The following is a 15,132-nucleotide window of genomic DNA, read 5'->3' on the forward strand; positions in this document are numbered from 1 at the left end:
AGCGCCACCAGCAGGGGGCACGGGAACGCACCGCTGACTCCCGGAAGGACGTCTGCGTTTGTGTCTGCGGATCGACGCCGGACGCCCGATCGCGCACGTGGCTGCGGAAGCCGGGATCTCCCGCCGCTGCCTGGCCAAGCGGTACGCCCGCTGGCGGGCGCACGGTGAGAACGGACTGCTCGACCGCTCCTCCCGCCCCGCTACCAGCCCCGCCCGCACCCCCGAGGACATCGCTGGCCTGGTGGAGGCGCTGCGGCGGCAGACCAAGCACGGGCCGGCCCGGCTCGCCGCCGACCTGCAGCGGCTGCACGGCGTCACACTCGCGCCGGCGACCGTTCACCCCATCCTGGTGAGGCGAGGACTCAACCGGCTCCGGGACCTCGATCCACCGACTGGCGAGCAGTTGCGCGAGGTCATCCGCTACGAGCACGACCGGGTCGGCGACCTGGTCCACGTCGACGTCAAGAAGCTCGGACGTATCCCGACCGGCGGCGGCTGGCGGATGCACGGCGTCGGCACCGAGTCCGCCCGCGCCTCCAAACGCACCGGTCCCGGCACCGGCAAGGTCGGATACACGTACCTGCATTCGGCGCTCGACGACCACTCCCGGCTGGCCTACACCGAGGCCCTGGACGATGAGAAGGCCGTCACCGCGGTCGCCTTCTGGCACCGGGCCGTTGCCTTCTTCGCCGCCCACGGCATCACACCAATCCGCCGCTGCCTCACCGACAATGGCGCGTGCTACCGGTCTACAACCTGGGCTGACGCGCTCGCCGCGACCGGTGCGAAGCACAAGCGGACCAGGCCGTACACGCCGCGCACGAACGGAAAGGTGGAGAGGTGTAACGGGACGCTCTCCCGTGAGTGGGCATACGTCCGCGACTAACACAACCGAGCGTGAACGACGCGTCGCGCTCGCGCAGTTCGTGAACTACTACAACCACGAGCGGCCGCACGTTGCGCCCGGCGGCCGACCGCCCATCAGCCGGACCGCCGGGAGCGACTACCGGATCGTCTTTGACCAGCCGCCCGAACCACTCGCGGACATCCCGCAGCAGCTCACCTTCGAGGACTTCGTTAACCAAGGTCCCGAGACACCACACCTAGCGGCGTTCGATCTCCGCCTTCAGGGCGACGAGGTTCTCCGGCTCCTCCTGCTTGCCCAGCGGCGAGACCTTGGTCCACGACTCGCCGTGCTTCTTGACGATGTCTACCCAGCCCGTGGTGCCAGGCTCCAGCGCGGTGTCGAAGCGGGTCAGCGCCTCCCGCAACCGCACGTGAAGGGCCCCGATGAACTTCTCCGGGTCCTGCGGCTGGCGGATCGCGTCGTAGTGCACATCGCGGTGCTGCTCGAAGTCCGGCGGCAGATCGTCCTCCGGGTTCCGCCACCGGTTCGCCCCCGGCACCCAGATCTCCCGCCGCCGCAGCGCGTCCCGCAAGCTGACCAGCACGCACAGCTCGCACGGGATGCGCTCGACCCGCCCGTGCTCGTCCACGACCGCCTTGCGCCACTCCTCGCGCACCACCCCGCCCAGCGGAGCCTCCTCCGCCTCGTCGAAGAACGCGCCCTCCTTGGCAATGGGCTGGTCCAGGCACCGCTTGAGTAGATCGATGGCGTCCATCACCGGCCTGTAGGCGGTGTTGTTGCACTTCAGCTCCAGCGCGTTCAGCAGCGGCGAGAGCATCCGTCGCCAGTGGTTGGAGTACGACGAGCGCAACACCGTGCGCACCCGGGCCCGGTAGCGGGCCTCGTTCGCCGCGGCCTCCGCCGCCAACGCCTTCAGCGTGGTCCCCCCAGCCACCGGATAGATCACCCTGCGGACCGTGCCGCCCGGCTCTGCGACCGCCGCCTCCGCCTACCGCAGCCGGATGCCCTCCTTGCCGCGGACCCGCTTGAGCTCCTTGTTGAACTCTCCCTCGACACCCGAAGCCGTGGTCGAAGCCCTTGAGCACGGGTTCCAGTTCGGCGGCGGCGCAGCAGCCCAGCACGTTGAAGTCCGGTGGCCGCGGGCCTGGCCCTGGGTGGTGTCGTGCACGCCGTCGACCGCGAAGAGGCGCCGGCCGGAGCTCCGGTGCTGCCGCTGGACGCAGCCGAGCAGCCGGGTGTCCGGCTGTGCTCGCTGTGTTACAGCTTCACCCCGTCCGTCCCGGCCGGCGGGTTTGGGAGCCGCTGTGACCGTTCATGTCGGTCGCGGTGTAGCCGGGGTCGGCGGCGTTGACGCGGATGCCCTTGAGTCCCTTGGCGTACTGCGTGGTCAACATCGTCAGTGCCGCCTTCGAAGAGGCGTACAGCGGCACGATGACCTGCGACTCGGGCCAGCCGGGGTCGTGGGTGAGGGCGAGAGGCCCCATACCGCTGCTGACGTTGACGATGACGGGATCATCCGAGCGGCGCAGCAGCGGCAGGAAGGCGGTGGTGGTGCGGATGACACCGATGATGTTGACGTCGAGGACGGCGACGTCGGCGGCGGTGAGGTCGCTGGGATCGCCGGCGGGTCCCTGCACCCCGCTTGGCCGCGCTGATCCGAGCGCCAGGAGCAGGAGCTCCGCCGCAGGAAGCCGAACAGGCCGCGCAGAAGGCCGGCGGCTGGCTCTCCCGCTTCCGCACCTGACCCGGGCACGCCTTCCGCCGACGGCGCGGGCAAGCCCAAGATGCTCCTGGGCAAGCCCGCGTTGTCGGTGCCGGCTGGAAGGCTGGTGCGGATGAACGGTGATGAGCAGCTGCTGCGCGGCCGGGTCTACGGCGCGGACCACGACGCCCCAACCCCGGCCCGCTCCCGCACCGGACGCCACGCTCATAGGCGGGCCGCTGGACGGCCTGCTGCTCGACATCACGGACTGGCGGCCGGAGGAGATCTACGACGGCGCCGCCCTGTCCACCGAACTGTCGCGGTGGCCCGGCGGCCGCGCCCTGTACGACCCGCACCCCGGCGAGCCGCGCACACCCGGCCCTGGGGTGATGTGCCCCTTCTACTACTCCGGCGACACACCCTGACCACGAGGCCGACCATCAGCCCGACCACGGCACCGGCCACCCCGACCATAGGCCCGACCACGGCAGGTCAGGAGTCGGTGATGTGGTCGAACCCGCTCAGCGCCGGCCTCAGCTCCAGCGTGCAGCCGCACAGCGTGCACAGCCGCGTCCCCGGATTCTCCGCGACGTTCAAGGCGTGCTCCACATCGAGCAGGGGAGCGCCCTGCGGCGCCTCCTCGCTGTCCGGTGACCGGCCGGGCCCCGAGCGTGCTCGCCCTCGCCACCAGCCTCGGCCTCGCCAACACCACCTTCCGCCGCAACTTCCCCGACGTCTGCGCCCAGCTGGCCGCCTCCCCTCCAACGCCAGGCAGCACGAACGGCGCCGACGCCTACACCGGGCTGAAGACCGGCAACGCGCGACTGCGGCGCGACAAACGCGAGCTCGCCGCGCAGACGGAGGTCGCTATCGCCGCCATCCAAGGCCTGAGCATCGACAACGAGCACCTGCGCGCCGCCCTCCACGAGGCCCGCGCCGTCACCGCGCTGCCCCGCCGCCGCTGACCACCCGATCCGGCTGGGCGGCGACTGCGGTAAGCGCGGGCCACCACGCGCCCACGGACGCTGCACTTCGTTACAGGGCTCCCCGGCCGGTGGGCGGGGTGCGTGGCCGCAGTCTCTCTCCCTGGGGCCCGAACATGATCAGGTACTCGACCGGCCCGCCGGGGCCGGCGTTCGTGACTCCGTGGGGGTTGCGGGTGTCGAACTCGGCGACGTCGCCGGCGGTCAGGATGAGGTCCTGCTTTCCGAGTGCGAGCCACAGCCGCCCGTACAGGACGCACAGCCATTCGTAGCCGTCGTGGGAGATCTGCCGTGGCCGCGTGGGCGGTTCCTCGACGGCGGGCAGGACGTGTTTGTGGGCGTGCAGGCCGCCAACGTACGGGGTCAGCGGCAGCACCCCCTTGTTGTCGCCGAAACGCTGCAGCGCGATGGCGCGCGGCTCGACGGGGGCGGGCGCGGGGGCAGTGCCGGCCAGCTCGTCCAGAGAGATGCCGTACTCCGTGGCCAGTTGCAGCACCACCTCCAGGGTGGGCTTGCGTCGGCCGGTCTCGATCCGTGACAGCGTGCTCGGCGAGATGCCGGTCGCACAGCTGACGCCGGTGAGCGTGGCGCCGTGCCGCTCGCGCGCGGCCCGCAACCGTGGGCCCATCGCCGCCAGCGTCTCGGCTGTGCCGTCGTCCGTCACTCTTGCTCCCTTCTCACCGGCCGTGCCGCCCAGCTCTGTCCTGCAAGTTTGCCCGAATGGCAACGCTAGTCGCGTCGGGGGGCCGTCGCGCCGCATGATCGATGTGTACCCGCGCCACCCGCGAACCGAGGAGAAACCCATGCAGCCCGAGCCGTCCGCCGAACTCCGCCACCGCACCATCGAGGCCCCCGCCGGCCGGCTGCACCTGGTCGAGCAGGGCACCGGCCCGCTGATCCTGCTCGTGCACGGCTTCCCCGAGTCCTGGTACTCCTGGCGGCTGCAGCTCCCGGCCCTCGCCGCGGCCGGATACCGGGCCGTGGCCATCGACGTGCGCGGCTACGGCCGCTCCTCCAAGCCCGCCGCGACCGACGCCTACCGGATGCTCGACCTGGTGGAGGACAACCTCGCCGTCGTCCGCGCCCTCGGCGAGGAGAACGCGGTGGTCGTCGGCCACGACTGGGGCTCCAACATCGCGGCCACCTCCGCCCTGCTCCACCCCGAGGTCTTCAGCGCCGTCGCCCTGCTGAGCGTCCCCTACGCGCCGCCCGGTGGCCCCCGCCCCACCGACATCTTCGGCCAGATCGGCGGCCCCGAGCAGGAGTTCTACGTCTCCTATTTCCAGGAGCCCGGCCGCGCCGAGGCGGAGATCGAGCCCGACGTCCGGGGCTGGCTCACGGGCTTCTACGCGGCGCTGTCCGCCGACACCATGCCCGCCCAGGGCGAGCCCGACCCGCACTTCGTGACCCGCGGCGGCGGCCGGCTGCGCGACCGCTTCCCCGCGGGCAAGCTCCCCGCCTGGCTGACCGAGGACGACCTCGACGTCTACGCCGGGGAGTTCGAGCGCACCGGCCTGACCGGCGCCCTCAACCGCTACCGCAACATGGACCGCGACTGGGAGGACCTCGCCCCCCACCGCGGCGCCCCGATCAAGCAGCCGTCCCTGTTCATCGGCGGCACCCTGGACGCCTCCACCACCTGGATGGCGGACGCGATCGACGCCTACCCCGTCACTCTTCCCGCGCTGTCCGCCTCCCACCTCCTGGAGGGCTGCGGCCACTGGATCCAGCAGGAGCGCCCCGAGGAGGTCAACCGCCTGCTGACCGACTGGCTCGCCACCCTCCAGGGCTGAACCGCCGTACACACCGGCGTCACCCGTGCGATCAGGCCCGGTGACCTCGCCGCCCTGCTCGCACGAGTGACGGCCGGCCCGCCAGGACGTCCCTCAGCCCTCGTCCGGCGTGAGCGCACCGGCGTCGAGGCCGTGCGTGCGCGCAGCGGCCGGACGAAGTGCCCCCATCTCCCGGCCGCGTCACGGGCGACGCCCGCCCCGACTTCCCGATTGGTGCCGCAATGCCTCTTTCCTCCTCGACTGAGGACCGCCCCGGACTGGATCCGCGGCGCTGGCTCGCGCTGACGGTGATCTCAGTGGCCACGCTGATGGTGGTGCTGGACGCCTCCATCATCAACCTCGCTCTCCCGCAGGCACAGTCGGATCTGGGCATCAGCGACGCGAACCGGCAGTGGGCGGTCACCGCCTATTCGCTGGCTTTCGGCGGCCTGCTGCTGCTCGGTGGCCGCATCGTCGACTTCGTGGGCCGCAAACGCGTCTTCCTCATCGGCCTGGTGGGGTTCGCGGCCGCCTCCATGATCTCCGGTATCGCCCCCACTGGCGCGGTTCTGTTCGCCGGACGGGCGCTGCAGGGCGTATTCGCCGCCCTCCTCGCCCCGGCGGCACTGTCCCTGATCGCGGTCACCTTCACCGACGCTCGTGAGCGAGCCAAGGCATTCGGCGTCTACGGTGCGTTGCAGGGCGCCGGCGGCGCCGTCGGTCTCATCATCGGGCGTTGTCACGTTGGCTGACCGGCCTGGGATGATCTTGGAGTTGATCGGGCCGGGGAGGGGTTCGTTCGTGTCGTCCGTGTCGCCGTCGTACAAGGGCCACCGGTACCCGGTGGAGATCATCTCCCACTGCGTCTGGCTGTACTTCCGCTTCCCGCTCAGCTTCCGGGAGGTCGAGGAGTTGATGCTCGAGCGCGGTGTGCTCGTCTCGTACGAGACGATCCGGCGTTGGTGCGCGAAGTTCGGGCAGGTCTACGCCAACGCGCTGCGCCGACGCCGGCCCCGGCCCGGTGATAAGTGGCACCTGGACGAGGTCTCATCAAGATCAACGGAGAGCTGAAGTACCTGTGGCGGGCCGTCGATCAGAACGGGCAACGTCCTGGACATCCTCGTCCAGAACCGGCGCAACAAGGCCGCGGCCAGGCGCTTCTTCCGTCGGCTCCTCAAAGGAATCGGGGCCGTGCCGCGGGTGGTCGTCACCGACAAGCTCCGTTCCTACAGCGCGGCGCACCGCGAGATCATGCCCTCCGTCGAGCACCGGCAGTCGAAGTACCTCAACAACCGGGCGGAGAACAGCCACCAGCCCACCCGGCAGCGCGAACGAGCCATGAAGGGCTTCCGCTCCGTCGGCGGAGTCCAGCGGTTCCTGGCCGCGTTCAGCGGCATCTCACCGCACTTCCGCCCTCACCGCCACCTGATGACCGCCCCCGACCACCGCGCCGAGATGACCGTCCGCTTCGCGATCTGGGAGCAGATCACCGGCACCGCCGGCCTGCCCGCCACAGCCTGAGCGCGGAGCCGGAACCCGGCCCAGCACGCCCCGACGCCCCGCCAAGCACCAACACCCTCGACAACGTGACAACGCCGCTCGGTGCGGTTGCCGACCGGGTCGTATTTGAACGACTGTCAGTAGGCGTCCGGGCCGCCCACCGTGCCGGCCGACGGCTGGGTGGTGCAGTCGGACCGTCTCGCTACATCTGCTGGACCTCAGGGCACAGGCAATGCGGCTTCGCTCAGTCCGCCGCGGGTCTGCCGGGGTGACGGATGCTAGGGCGTAGCCCGGCCCGAGCAGGGCGAATCCTGCTGCGTTCTGGCTCGGGTGGCGGCTGGGCTGTCTCCTGCCGGTCAGGCCCCGCCGAACACCGTAAATGCCCGGCCTGCGGCCCTGTGTATCGCATCGGCCGGGAGGGGTGGCACGGGCATCTCGCAGAGCCTCGGCTAGGGACAGGCCGGCAGCGAGGAGCGTGAAGGGCGGCCCGGCCATGCCGCTCAGCGCGATCCACCCCGAGCACAGCGTCCTGGACCTCACCCTGGAGGGTCTCGGGTGCGAGGGCCGCATCACCTGGGAGCAGATCCACCGGGCTCGCCCGCGCGTGCCACTGACCTGCCCCGAGTGCGAGTGGGGACTGTGCCCCAAAGTCTCGCCGCACGGCGCCCGCCCACAGGGCGTCACCGTGCTCGGCACCGGGCGGGCGGCAGCCACCACCAGTCGCGTGTCTGCGTCCACGATGATCTGCACGTTCGCCGAGAACCGGTAGTTGCGAAGTCCTTCGCCGGGCAGCCACCGTCCGGGCCTCGGGTTTTCCCCAGTACGGAGGGGAAGAGAGCCATACCATCGGTTGACCTGTTTCCCGGATGGTCTGGCAGGCGTCGAAACAACGAGGCTGAGTGCGCACGGATCAACCGCACAAAAGGAACCACCTGTGTACAGCTTCAAGCCACTGCGCCGCCGTACCGCCCGCACCGCTGCCGTCGGCGTTCTCGCAGCTGCGGCCTGCGCCACTGTCATGGCCGGCAGCGCCTCAGCCATCGTCAACGGATCGGACTCCACCGAGCACTACCCGTTCATGGCGACCGTCCCCGAGTCGGCCCCCACGCTCGGCCTGAACGACGGGACCTGCGGGGCGTCGCTGATCGATAAGCAGTGGGTACTGACGGCGGCCCACTGCGTGAAGGGTGACGGCCTGGAGCTGGACGGCATCGTGCGCGTCGGCAGCGACCACCGCAAGTCCGGCGGCACTGTCCGAAAGATCGACCGGATCTTCGTCCACCCCGGCTATGTGAACGGCGAGGGCAAGGCCGCCAACAACAACGACCTCGCGCTGATACGCCTGGACCGCCCGGTCGCCCAGCAGCCCATCAAGATTGCCGAGCATGTAGGGGGACCCGGCACGCCGACCCGGCTCCTGGGCTTCGGCACCACCGTCGACACCGAGCTCAAGTTCCCGGACCGGCTGCAGGAGCTGAACACCCGCAGGGGCGCTGTGTCCGAGTGCGCGCCGGGCTACGCGGGCAAGACCCGGCTGTGCACCATCACCACCGTGCCCAAGGCCATGGCGTGCTTCGGGGACTCCGGCGGGCCGCAGGTCCAGAAGGGCCGGAACGGCCGCTGGGAGCTGATCGGCGTCACCTCCGGGCCCGGTGCCCCGAAGGTGCCGTGCTCGGAGGGTCCTGGCCTCTACACCAACGCGCGCGCCTACGCGGGCTGGATCAACAAGACCATGAAGACCAACCACGCCCCGAAGAACCACCACGCCGTGAAGAACCACCACGCCCTGAAGAACCACCACGCCCCGAAGAACCACCACGCCCTGAAGACCAACAGCGTCATGAAGACCGACGGCGCCCTGTCGACTGTGGCCATGAGCTCCGACCTTGCCGAGACCGGTACGAACGACAACACCGCGGCAATCGCCGGTATGGCCGCCACGCTGGTCGTCGCCGGTGCCGGCACCGCCGTCGCAGTCCGCGGCCGCAAGACCCGCCGCGCCGCCTAAGCGAAACCGCGCAGCCCAACAGCGGCCCCCTGACCAGGGGGCCGCTGCCCATTGCCCCGCCCAGGGAGATATGTGCCCGGCCGTCTGCGGATGACGGGCCTGCTGACAGCGTGGAGCCTGCCGAGTACCAGTTCTGGATGCGCGCTCCACGGCACGTACGGCCCGTAGACGGCGTCTCGCACGCCCGTCAGATGGCCACTTTTCGGCCGTCGTCAAGATGGGTGCCGGGCGGGTGGTTGCCTTGCAGATCACGACAAGGCATGGAGGATCCAGTGCAAGTCTTCCGAATCCGGGCAGACCTGCCAAGATTTCAGCAACCCAGTTGATGCCAGCTGGCCCAAGGTGTCAGACAGTGCAGCAGGCGAGATACCGCAGGCGCGTGCCATCTGATCGAGCTCGCACAGGCCACTACCGGCTTCCGGATCGGTGTGCGCCGCCAGGTAGAGGTACGCCAGTTGCGGCACCGGTCCGATTGCTCCTGCTGTGGAGGCGCGCAGTGCCCAGTCCGCCGAGCGCATTCGGTCGGGACGGGCTGGGGCTTGGCTAAGCAGCGTGGCGTCGAGTAGTGCGACAACGATCTCGTTGGCCGTGCTTTCAGGGAGTGGGCGCAGCCATCGTGCGTGGTCCAATTCGTGCCATAGGCCTGGGGTGGTGTTGAGGCGGAGGCTGCGCAGCACGCCTTTGGACAGCCGAGCTTCCATATTGGCGTTCATGCGGAGGGCGCATTGCAGGGCCAGCAGGCGTGCGGCGGCCGAGGTGCTTGCTGGCAGTGCCGCGGCCAGGTAGCTGAGCATTTCGCGTACCCGTACTTGTTCACCTGGGCCCTTGGGACGGCGTCTGTGTCGGCGGCCGCTTGCCGGCTGCAGTGGTGCGCGGGTGAGGACGGTGTCGGGTACTACGGCGGCGTGTGCTGTTGCTGCGGCGCAGGCGGTGCAGGCGTCGGCGAGTCGCCATCGCCGTCCGCCGTGTTCGCGTGCGAGGAGGAGGTGGATGGGGCCAACGCAGCCGCAGTGGCGGGGGTGCCAATGGCAGCCTCGTTCGTGGCATTGGCAGATCCGTAGGTGCGGTGGGCGGAGATCGCCGCGTGCGTGCCGTGCGAGGTGGGCCAGGGCGGCCGAGCGGGCGGAGGCCGCAGTGATGCGTGTGCCGTTGTGGGGGCATTGCTGGCATACGAGGATGAGCCCGTTGGTGTTCGAGTGCAGTTCGACGGTCCAGGCGCGTGGCGTCGCCGGGCATGTTGTGCGCATCCTCATGGGCGCGTGTTCCTCCTGCTGCTTCCACGCCGATCCCGTCTTCTGTTGTGGGGGCGGTCGCCCACCGTAGTGCAGAGGTCTGCACTACTGTGGTCGACGCCACCTGCGGAAATAGGGCAGAGGTCTGCACTGACAGGGCAGGGGTCTGCACCGTCGGATGGATGGGTGACGATCTTTCCGCCCGATCCGGACCTCAACGCGCTGCGGTTGGAGCTCGCGCGTCTGCGGGCCGCGCGCGGGTGGAGCTACGACGAGCTCGCTGCCCACAGCGGCCTGGCTAGACGCACCGTCATCGAGATCGAGCAGGGCCGCACCATCGGCACGCTGAAGACCTGGCACGCTCTCGCCCACGCGCTGGACACACCGTTCGACGAACTCTTCAGCACGCTGTGCCGCGGGCATGACCTACCTGGCCCGGCGCGGGACTGACAGTCTGCCCGCGCGACTGCAGCAGACCACCCAAATCGGCGAGCCCCTCTCGAACGCACGACCACCTATTCGTACGCCAGTCTCACTATGTGAGGCCGACCGAGCGACCCGTCAGCACTGCTGTCGTGGATCCGGCGTGTTGGCTGGCAGGTTCGCCCGCATGCGCTCCACACCACCTTCCTCGGCCCGGCACTGGGACGGCAGTCCGATCGCCCAGCGTGTGCGCCGCTCCCTGCAGGTGACCCCCGGCGGCGTCAGCCGGCTGCTGCGCTGCGGTCAAAGCGACCGGTGCCGCGAATGCGGCAACCGGATCGAGTGGTACCACCGCGGCACTCAACGGGCCGTCCGCCTCCATCCCCGCGAGCTGCCGGCCGCCCGAGTACCGGCGGCATGCCGCTGGCACCTCAGCTCCGGCGTTGCCTACCCGACGGGAGACGGCAGCAGCTGGTGCCGCCCGCCGCACACCGTCGTCTGTCCCGCCCGGAAGGCACCCGCGGCCCCTCCCGAGCTGGCCGGGCTGCGCCGGGCTCTAGCCGTGAACACCCGCCGCCTGATCGACGCCGGCGCCTTCACCCCTACCCCTGCTGTTCCGGACGGCCCGGCACCCCAGGATGGAACCTCGGCGCTCTGCCGCCCGGCCCGGCCCATCGTGCAGTTGCTGTACGTGCGCTACCTGGCCGCCGGCCTGGTGGACGAGATCCAGTGCGTCGCCCGGACCCGGCACCGCCAGCGCTGCGCCAGCGTCCTCCTCTCCCCCAACAGCCCGGCTGGCGTTTGGAGGCTGGTTCCGGCCACCCAGACGAGCGGTCATCTGGCCCTGCCCGCTGCGGTCATGGCGGTCTACGACCTCAGCGGTGTCCCGTACTCCGAACAGCTGCGCTGGCGCGCCCAGCGCTGCCTGCAGCACGCCGCAATCCCCACGGCTGCCGACCTGGAGGTTGCCGACTGGGAGCCTTTCGACCCGGTGCGCCACCACGAGCACACCCACAACCGTCTGCCCGCCTCCACCCGGCGCCCTGACCTCGCGGGCCGGACACATCAAACAGTCCGCCAATGACGCCGTTCCATGCCGTCGAGATCACCCTGACCAGGTCCGCCACCCACGGCGAGCTCCGGCACGTCCGGGAAAGGGTCCGGCTGGCCGCCAACGCGGGCCGTACCCGGCTGATGGCGGTCCAGAGCGCGCGCAGCCCCGACGGTGCCCTGCACGTGCTGCGACGCCAGCTGGGCACGCGGTTACCGATCGACATCCTGACCACGCACTACCCGGACCGGCACAACCAGGTCCTGCTCAACATCGCTCTCAGCCGCTCGGCCGATGCTGCCCTGCGCCGCAGAGCAGCGGTCCTGGCGCAGCGGCCACAGGACGTGCTCAGCCAGTGCGTGACCACAGATCTTGCCCGGCGTGAGCAGGAACGCACTCGGCGCCTGGAGGACCAGCTCGAGAACCTGCTCGCCCACCACACTCTCGAAGAAGTCCTGGTCTGCGCGGCCCGCGCACTACCCAGTCGGCATGTCGGCAGCGCCGTGAGCCCATCGTGAAAGCTTCGCCCTGCCAGGACGGCGGCGAAGGCCGCTGCCCTCACTCCCCCTGATGCTTCACTTCTCTTTCGCGGAGCCCTTGTTGCATACGCCCACCGACGAACAGGCCCATGCTGCTGACGTTTTCCGGGCCGGTCACCATCTCGTCCTGCAGGCCGGCGCCGGGACAGGGAAGACCAGCACGCTCGGCCTGCTCGCCGCCAGCACCCGCCGCCGCGGCCGCTACCTCGCCTTCAACAAGAGCATCGCCCAGGATGCCGCCGCACGCTTCCCCTCCACGGTGCTGTGCAAAACCGCCCACGCCACGGCCTTCGCCGCCGTCGGTCACCGCTACGTCCGCCGGCTCAACAGCCCCCGCCAGCCCGCATGGAAGACCGGCCAAGCGCTCGGCATCACCCGTCCGGTCCGCATCGGCGCTCACGAGATCAGCCCCCGGGCGCTCTCCCACACCGTGCTGCGCACCGTCACCCGCTACTGCCACTCCGCCGACCGCACCCTGGCCCCCCACCATGTGCCACGCCTGCGCGGCCTGGACACACCCGGCGACCACGCCCAACTCGCCAACATCGTCATGCGCTTCGCCGCCAAGGCCTGGGCCGACCTGCATAACCCCGACCAGGGCGTGGTCCGTTTCGAACACGACCACTACCTGAAAATGTGGGCCCTGACCGGGCCGACGATCGAAGCCGACTTCCTCTTCCTCGACGAAGCCCAGGACACCAACCCGGTCCTGGAAAAAGTCTTCACCGCCCAGCACGACCATGCCCAACTCGTCATGGTCGGCGACTCCGCCCAGGCCATCTACGGCTGGCGCGGCGCCCGCGACGTGATGACCGGCTTCGACGCCACCCCTCTCACCCTGACCCGCTCCTTCCGCTTCGGCCCCCAGATCGCCCAGGAAGCCAACCGGTGGCTCACACTCGCCGACGCCCCCATCCGCCTGACCGGCACCGAAACCATCCCCACCGAAGTCGGCAACCTCACCCGCCCGGACGCGGTACTGTGCCGCACCAACATCGGCGCCATGGCCAAGGTCATGCGCCTGCTCACTGCCGGCCACCGCGTCGCCCTCACTCGGGGCGGCCAGCAGCTGGCCGCGCTCGCCCTCGCGGCCCGCGACCTCAAGGACGGCCGCCGCACCACCCACCCCGAACTCGTCCTCTTCCCCTCCTGGGGCGAACTGCAGGACTACGCCGCACACGACCCCGCCGGACGCGATCTCCAGCCCTTCGTCGACCTCGTCGACACCCACGGACCCGACGCCATCCTCACCGCCGTCGACCAACTCACCAGCGAGGACGATGCCGACGTCACCGTCACCACCGCCCACACCGCCAAAGGCCGCGAATGGACCACCGTCAAAATTGCCGACGACTTCCCCCCACCAAAGGACAGCGACCAGCACGACGAGCAAGGACGCCCTATCCCGGAACCCGTCAACGACACCGACACCCGCCTCGCCTACGTCGCCGTCACCCGCGCCCGCCACCACCTCGACCTTGGCGGCCTCTCGTGGATCAATACCTACTCCACTGACTGAACTCAGCTTGCGGCCTCGGGCGCGAGTGGGTTCGAAGTGAGCTGTCCGGTGAGGGCGCGGCAGGCGCGTGACGCACCCTGCGCAGGCGGGACCGGCCCGGTGAGGCGCGGAATATCGTGGCCCCGGCGGGCGTCTTAATGTGGTCGGCCTTCACCTTCGAGGCCGTCCCTGATCCCAGGCCGCCGCCTGATCCGGAGGCTGCTCACGAGGCGGCCCCTTCGCGAGAACCGAAAGCAGAGAACGCATGCGCGCCACCGTCATTCACGGCCCGAACGACGTCCGAGTCGAGGAGGTCCCCGACGCCGCGCTGCGGCGTCCCGCCGACGCGGTGGTGCGGACCGTACTCGCCTGCGTGTGCGGCAGCGACCTGTGGGCCTACCGCGGCGTGGCCGCCCGGGAGAAGGGTCAGCGGATCGGGCACGAGTTCCTGGGCGTGGTCGAGGAAGTCGGCTCCGAGGTGCGCGGCTTCCGGCCAGGCGACCTGGTGGTTGCGCCGTTCGTGTGGTCGGACGGCGTGTGCGAGTTCTGCGCCGAGGGCCTGCACACCTCCTGCCCGCACGGCGGGTTCTGGGGTGAGCCGGGTTCGGACGGCGGGCAGGGCGAGGCGGTCCGGGTTCCGTTCGCCGACGGCACGCTGGTCAAGCTGCCCGCGGAGGTCCGCTCGGACGAGCGGCTGCTGACGGCCGTGCTGGCGCTGTCCGACGTCATGTCCACCGGGCACCATGCGGCCATGTCCGCGGGCGTCCGTCCGGGCGCGACGGTCGCCGTAGTCGGCGACGGCGCGGTCGGCCTGTGCGGCGTACTGGCCGCGCGCCGGCTCGGCGCGGAGCGGATCATCGCGCTGGGGCGGCACGAGTCGCGGACCGCGATCGCGCGCACCTTCGGCGCGACCGACGTCGTCCCGGCCCGCGGTGCGGAAGCCGTGGCGGCGGTCAAGGAGCTGACCGGCGGCTCGGGCGCGCACGCGGTCCTGGAGGCGGTCGGCACCGAGGAGTCGATGCGAACCGCGATCTCCATCACCCGCGACGGCGGCTCCGTCGGCTACGTCGGCGTGCCTCACGGCGGCAGCGCGGGCGTGGACATCCAGCAGATGTTCAACCGCAATGTCGCGGTGCGGGGCGGGGTGGCGCCGGCGCGCCACTACATTCCCGCACTGTTGGCGGACGTGCTGGGCGGGGTCATCGACCCGTCGCCGGTGTTCGACAGGACGGTCGAGCTGGCGGGAGTGCCGGAGGGTTACAAGGCGATGGATGCGCGCGAGGCGCTCAAGGTCAAGATCACCTTCTAGCCGCGGGTCGCTGCGCGCCGCCTGCCGGCGGCGGGCAGTACATCGCCGCCGTCCGCAACGTCGACGAGCAGGTCACACCCCTCGCAACCGTCATAAAGCGAGGGGTTCGGACGTGCTCAGAGGCTTTTCGCCATGTCGACGATCGTGGAACCCGGGCGGGGTCCGCCGCGCCGGTAGAGCGGGTCCTCGCTGCCGGCGTTGCGGAAGTCCAGGAGGGTGGAGAGGAAGAAGCCGGCGACCTCTCAGG

The 15,132-nt window shown here is 70.3% G+C and carries 12 protein-coding genes and 5 pseudogenes; 12 read left to right on the forward strand and 5 right to left on the reverse strand.

What is annotated here, in order from left to right; translation table 11 throughout:
* Positions 1-33: 33 nt before the first annotated feature.
* A pseudogene (locus tag OIE49_RS00635) lies at positions 34-989 on the forward strand (IS481 family transposase); the annotation flags it as partial.
* 114 nt (positions 990-1,103) lie between these two features.
* Here OIE49_RS00635 and OIE49_RS00640 read toward each other — a convergent pair.
* Both OIE49_RS00640 and OIE49_RS00650 read right to left on the reverse strand, forming a co-directional pair.
* Positions 1,104-1,802 (reverse strand): hypothetical protein, encoded by a 699-nt coding sequence (locus OIE49_RS00640; protein ID WP_326806437.1) that lies wholly within the window; start codon positions 1,800-1,802, stop codon positions 1,104-1,106.
* Between the two features lie 343 nt (positions 1,803-2,145).
* Positions 2,146-2,511: pseudogene (locus OIE49_RS00650) on the reverse strand (SDR family NAD(P)-dependent oxidoreductase); the annotation flags it as partial.
* A gap of 202 nt (positions 2,512-2,713) precedes the next feature.
* On the opposite strand from OIE49_RS00650, the gene OIE49_RS00655 reads away from it, so the two are divergent.
* Positions 2,714-2,995: a hypothetical protein gene (locus OIE49_RS00655; RefSeq protein WP_326800566.1), complete on the forward strand. Its 282-nt coding sequence runs from the start codon at positions 2,714-2,716 to the stop codon at positions 2,993-2,995.
* Between the two features lie 225 nt (positions 2,996-3,220).
* The gene (locus OIE49_RS00660; protein ID WP_202469893.1) at positions 3,221-3,535 is read left to right on the forward strand and encodes a hypothetical protein; all 315 of its coding nucleotides are present in this window, start codon (positions 3,221-3,223) and stop codon (positions 3,533-3,535) included.
* Between the two features lie 70 nt (positions 3,536-3,605).
* Here the strand turns inward: OIE49_RS00660 and OIE49_RS00665 are convergent, their stop codons facing one another.
* Entirely contained in the window at positions 3,606-4,181 is a 576-nt protein-coding gene (locus OIE49_RS00665) for a helix-turn-helix domain-containing protein (protein ID WP_326806100.1), read from the reverse strand.
* A 175-nt stretch (positions 4,182-4,356) separates the two neighbouring features.
* Between OIE49_RS00665 and OIE49_RS00670 the strand changes: the two genes are divergently transcribed.
* The 3 genes and pseudogenes from OIE49_RS00670 (at position 4,357) to OIE49_RS00680 (ending at position 6,846) form a co-directional block, all read left to right on the forward strand.
* Positions 4,357-5,346: an alpha/beta fold hydrolase gene (locus OIE49_RS00670; RefSeq protein ID WP_326800567.1), complete on the forward strand. Its 990-nt coding sequence runs from the start codon at positions 4,357-4,359 to the stop codon at positions 5,344-5,346.
* 221 nt (positions 5,347-5,567) lie between these two features.
* Positions 5,568-6,059, forward strand: a pseudogene (locus OIE49_RS00675) (MFS transporter); the annotation flags it as partial.
* Between the two features lie 28 nt (positions 6,060-6,087).
* A pseudogene (locus OIE49_RS00680) lies at positions 6,088-6,846 on the forward strand (IS6 family transposase).
* A gap of 669 nt (positions 6,847-7,515) precedes the next feature.
* On the opposite strand, the pseudogene OIE49_RS00685 reads toward OIE49_RS00680, so the two are convergent.
* Positions 7,516-7,599, reverse strand: a pseudogene (locus OIE49_RS00685) (IS5/IS1182 family transposase); the annotation flags it as partial.
* 160 nt (positions 7,600-7,759) lie between these two features.
* Between OIE49_RS00685 and OIE49_RS00690 the strand changes: the two are divergent.
* Positions 7,760-8,833 carry a serine protease gene (locus tag OIE49_RS00690; RefSeq protein ID WP_326800568.1) on the forward strand — a complete coding sequence of 358 codons (1,074 nt, stop codon included), beginning with the start codon at positions 7,760-7,762 and terminating at the stop codon, positions 8,831-8,833.
* A gap of 248 nt (positions 8,834-9,081) precedes the next feature.
* Here OIE49_RS00690 and OIE49_RS00695 read toward each other — a convergent pair whose 3' ends face one another.
* Complete coding sequence (locus OIE49_RS00695; protein WP_326800569.1) at positions 9,082-9,627, reverse strand: hypothetical protein; 546 nt, start codon at positions 9,625-9,627, stop codon at positions 9,082-9,084.
* A 624-nt stretch (positions 9,628-10,251) separates the two neighbouring features.
* On the opposite strand from OIE49_RS00695, the gene OIE49_RS00700 reads away from it, so the two are divergent.
* The 5 genes from OIE49_RS00700 (at position 10,252) to OIE49_RS00720 (ending at position 14,885) form a co-directional block, all read left to right on the forward strand.
* Positions 10,252-10,515: a helix-turn-helix transcriptional regulator gene (locus tag OIE49_RS00700; protein ID WP_326800570.1), complete on the forward strand. Its 264-nt coding sequence runs from the start codon at positions 10,252-10,254 to the stop codon at positions 10,513-10,515.
* A 160-nt stretch (positions 10,516-10,675) separates the two neighbouring features.
* Complete coding sequence (locus OIE49_RS00705) at positions 10,676-11,572, forward strand: DUF6083 domain-containing protein (protein WP_326800571.1); 897 nt, start codon at positions 10,676-10,678, stop codon at positions 11,570-11,572.
* The gene (locus tag OIE49_RS00710) at positions 11,569-12,057 is read left to right on the forward strand and encodes a hypothetical protein (protein WP_326800572.1); all 489 of its coding nucleotides are present in this window, start codon (positions 11,569-11,571) and stop codon (positions 12,055-12,057) included. Before OIE49_RS00705 ends, OIE49_RS00710 begins: the two co-directional genes overlap by 4 nt.
* Positions 12,058-12,109: 52 nt before the next feature.
* Positions 12,110-13,597, forward strand: coding sequence for a UvrD-helicase domain-containing protein (locus OIE49_RS00715; protein ID WP_442812185.1), 1,488 nt, complete (start codon positions 12,110-12,112; stop codon positions 13,595-13,597).
* 244 nt (positions 13,598-13,841) lie between these two features.
* Positions 13,842-14,885: a zinc-dependent alcohol dehydrogenase family protein gene (locus tag OIE49_RS00720; RefSeq protein ID WP_326800573.1), complete on the forward strand. Its 1,044-nt coding sequence runs from the start codon at positions 13,842-13,844 to the stop codon at positions 14,883-14,885.
* The last annotated feature ends 247 nt before the right edge of the window (positions 14,886-15,132 follow it).

It is taken from the genome of Streptomyces sp. NBC_01788, assembly GCF_035917575.1.
Lineage (GTDB): Bacteria > Actinomycetota > Actinomycetes > Streptomycetales > Streptomycetaceae > Streptomyces.

Bases quoted from the DNA above. Each gene is read 5' to 3' on its own strand.
- OIE49_RS00655 (WP_326800566.1), top strand. From the start codon at position 2,714: ATGAGCAGCTGCTGCGCGGCCGGGTCTACGGCGCGGACCACGACGCCC.
- OIE49_RS00665 (WP_326806100.1), bottom strand. From the start codon at position 4,181: ATGGGCCCACGGTTGCGGGCCGCGCGCGAGCGGCACGGCGCCACGCTC.
- OIE49_RS00670 (WP_326800567.1), top strand. From the start codon at position 4,357: ATGCAGCCCGAGCCGTCCGCCGAACTCCGCCACCGCACCATCGAGGCC.
- OIE49_RS00695 (WP_326800569.1), bottom strand. From the start codon at position 9,627: ATGCTCAGCTACCTGGCCGCGGCACTGCCAGCAAGCACCTCGGCCGCC.
- OIE49_RS00705 (WP_326800571.1), top strand. From the start codon at position 10,676: ATGCGCTCCACACCACCTTCCTCGGCCCGGCACTGGGACGGCAGTCCG.
- OIE49_RS00710 (WP_326800572.1), top strand. From the start codon at position 11,569: ATGACGCCGTTCCATGCCGTCGAGATCACCCTGACCAGGTCCGCCACC.
- OIE49_RS00715 (WP_442812185.1), top strand. From the start codon at position 12,110: ATGCTTCACTTCTCTTTCGCGGAGCCCTTGTTGCATACGCCCACCGAC.
- OIE49_RS00720 (WP_326800573.1), top strand. From the start codon at position 13,842: ATGCGCGCCACCGTCATTCACGGCCCGAACGACGTCCGAGTCGAGGAG.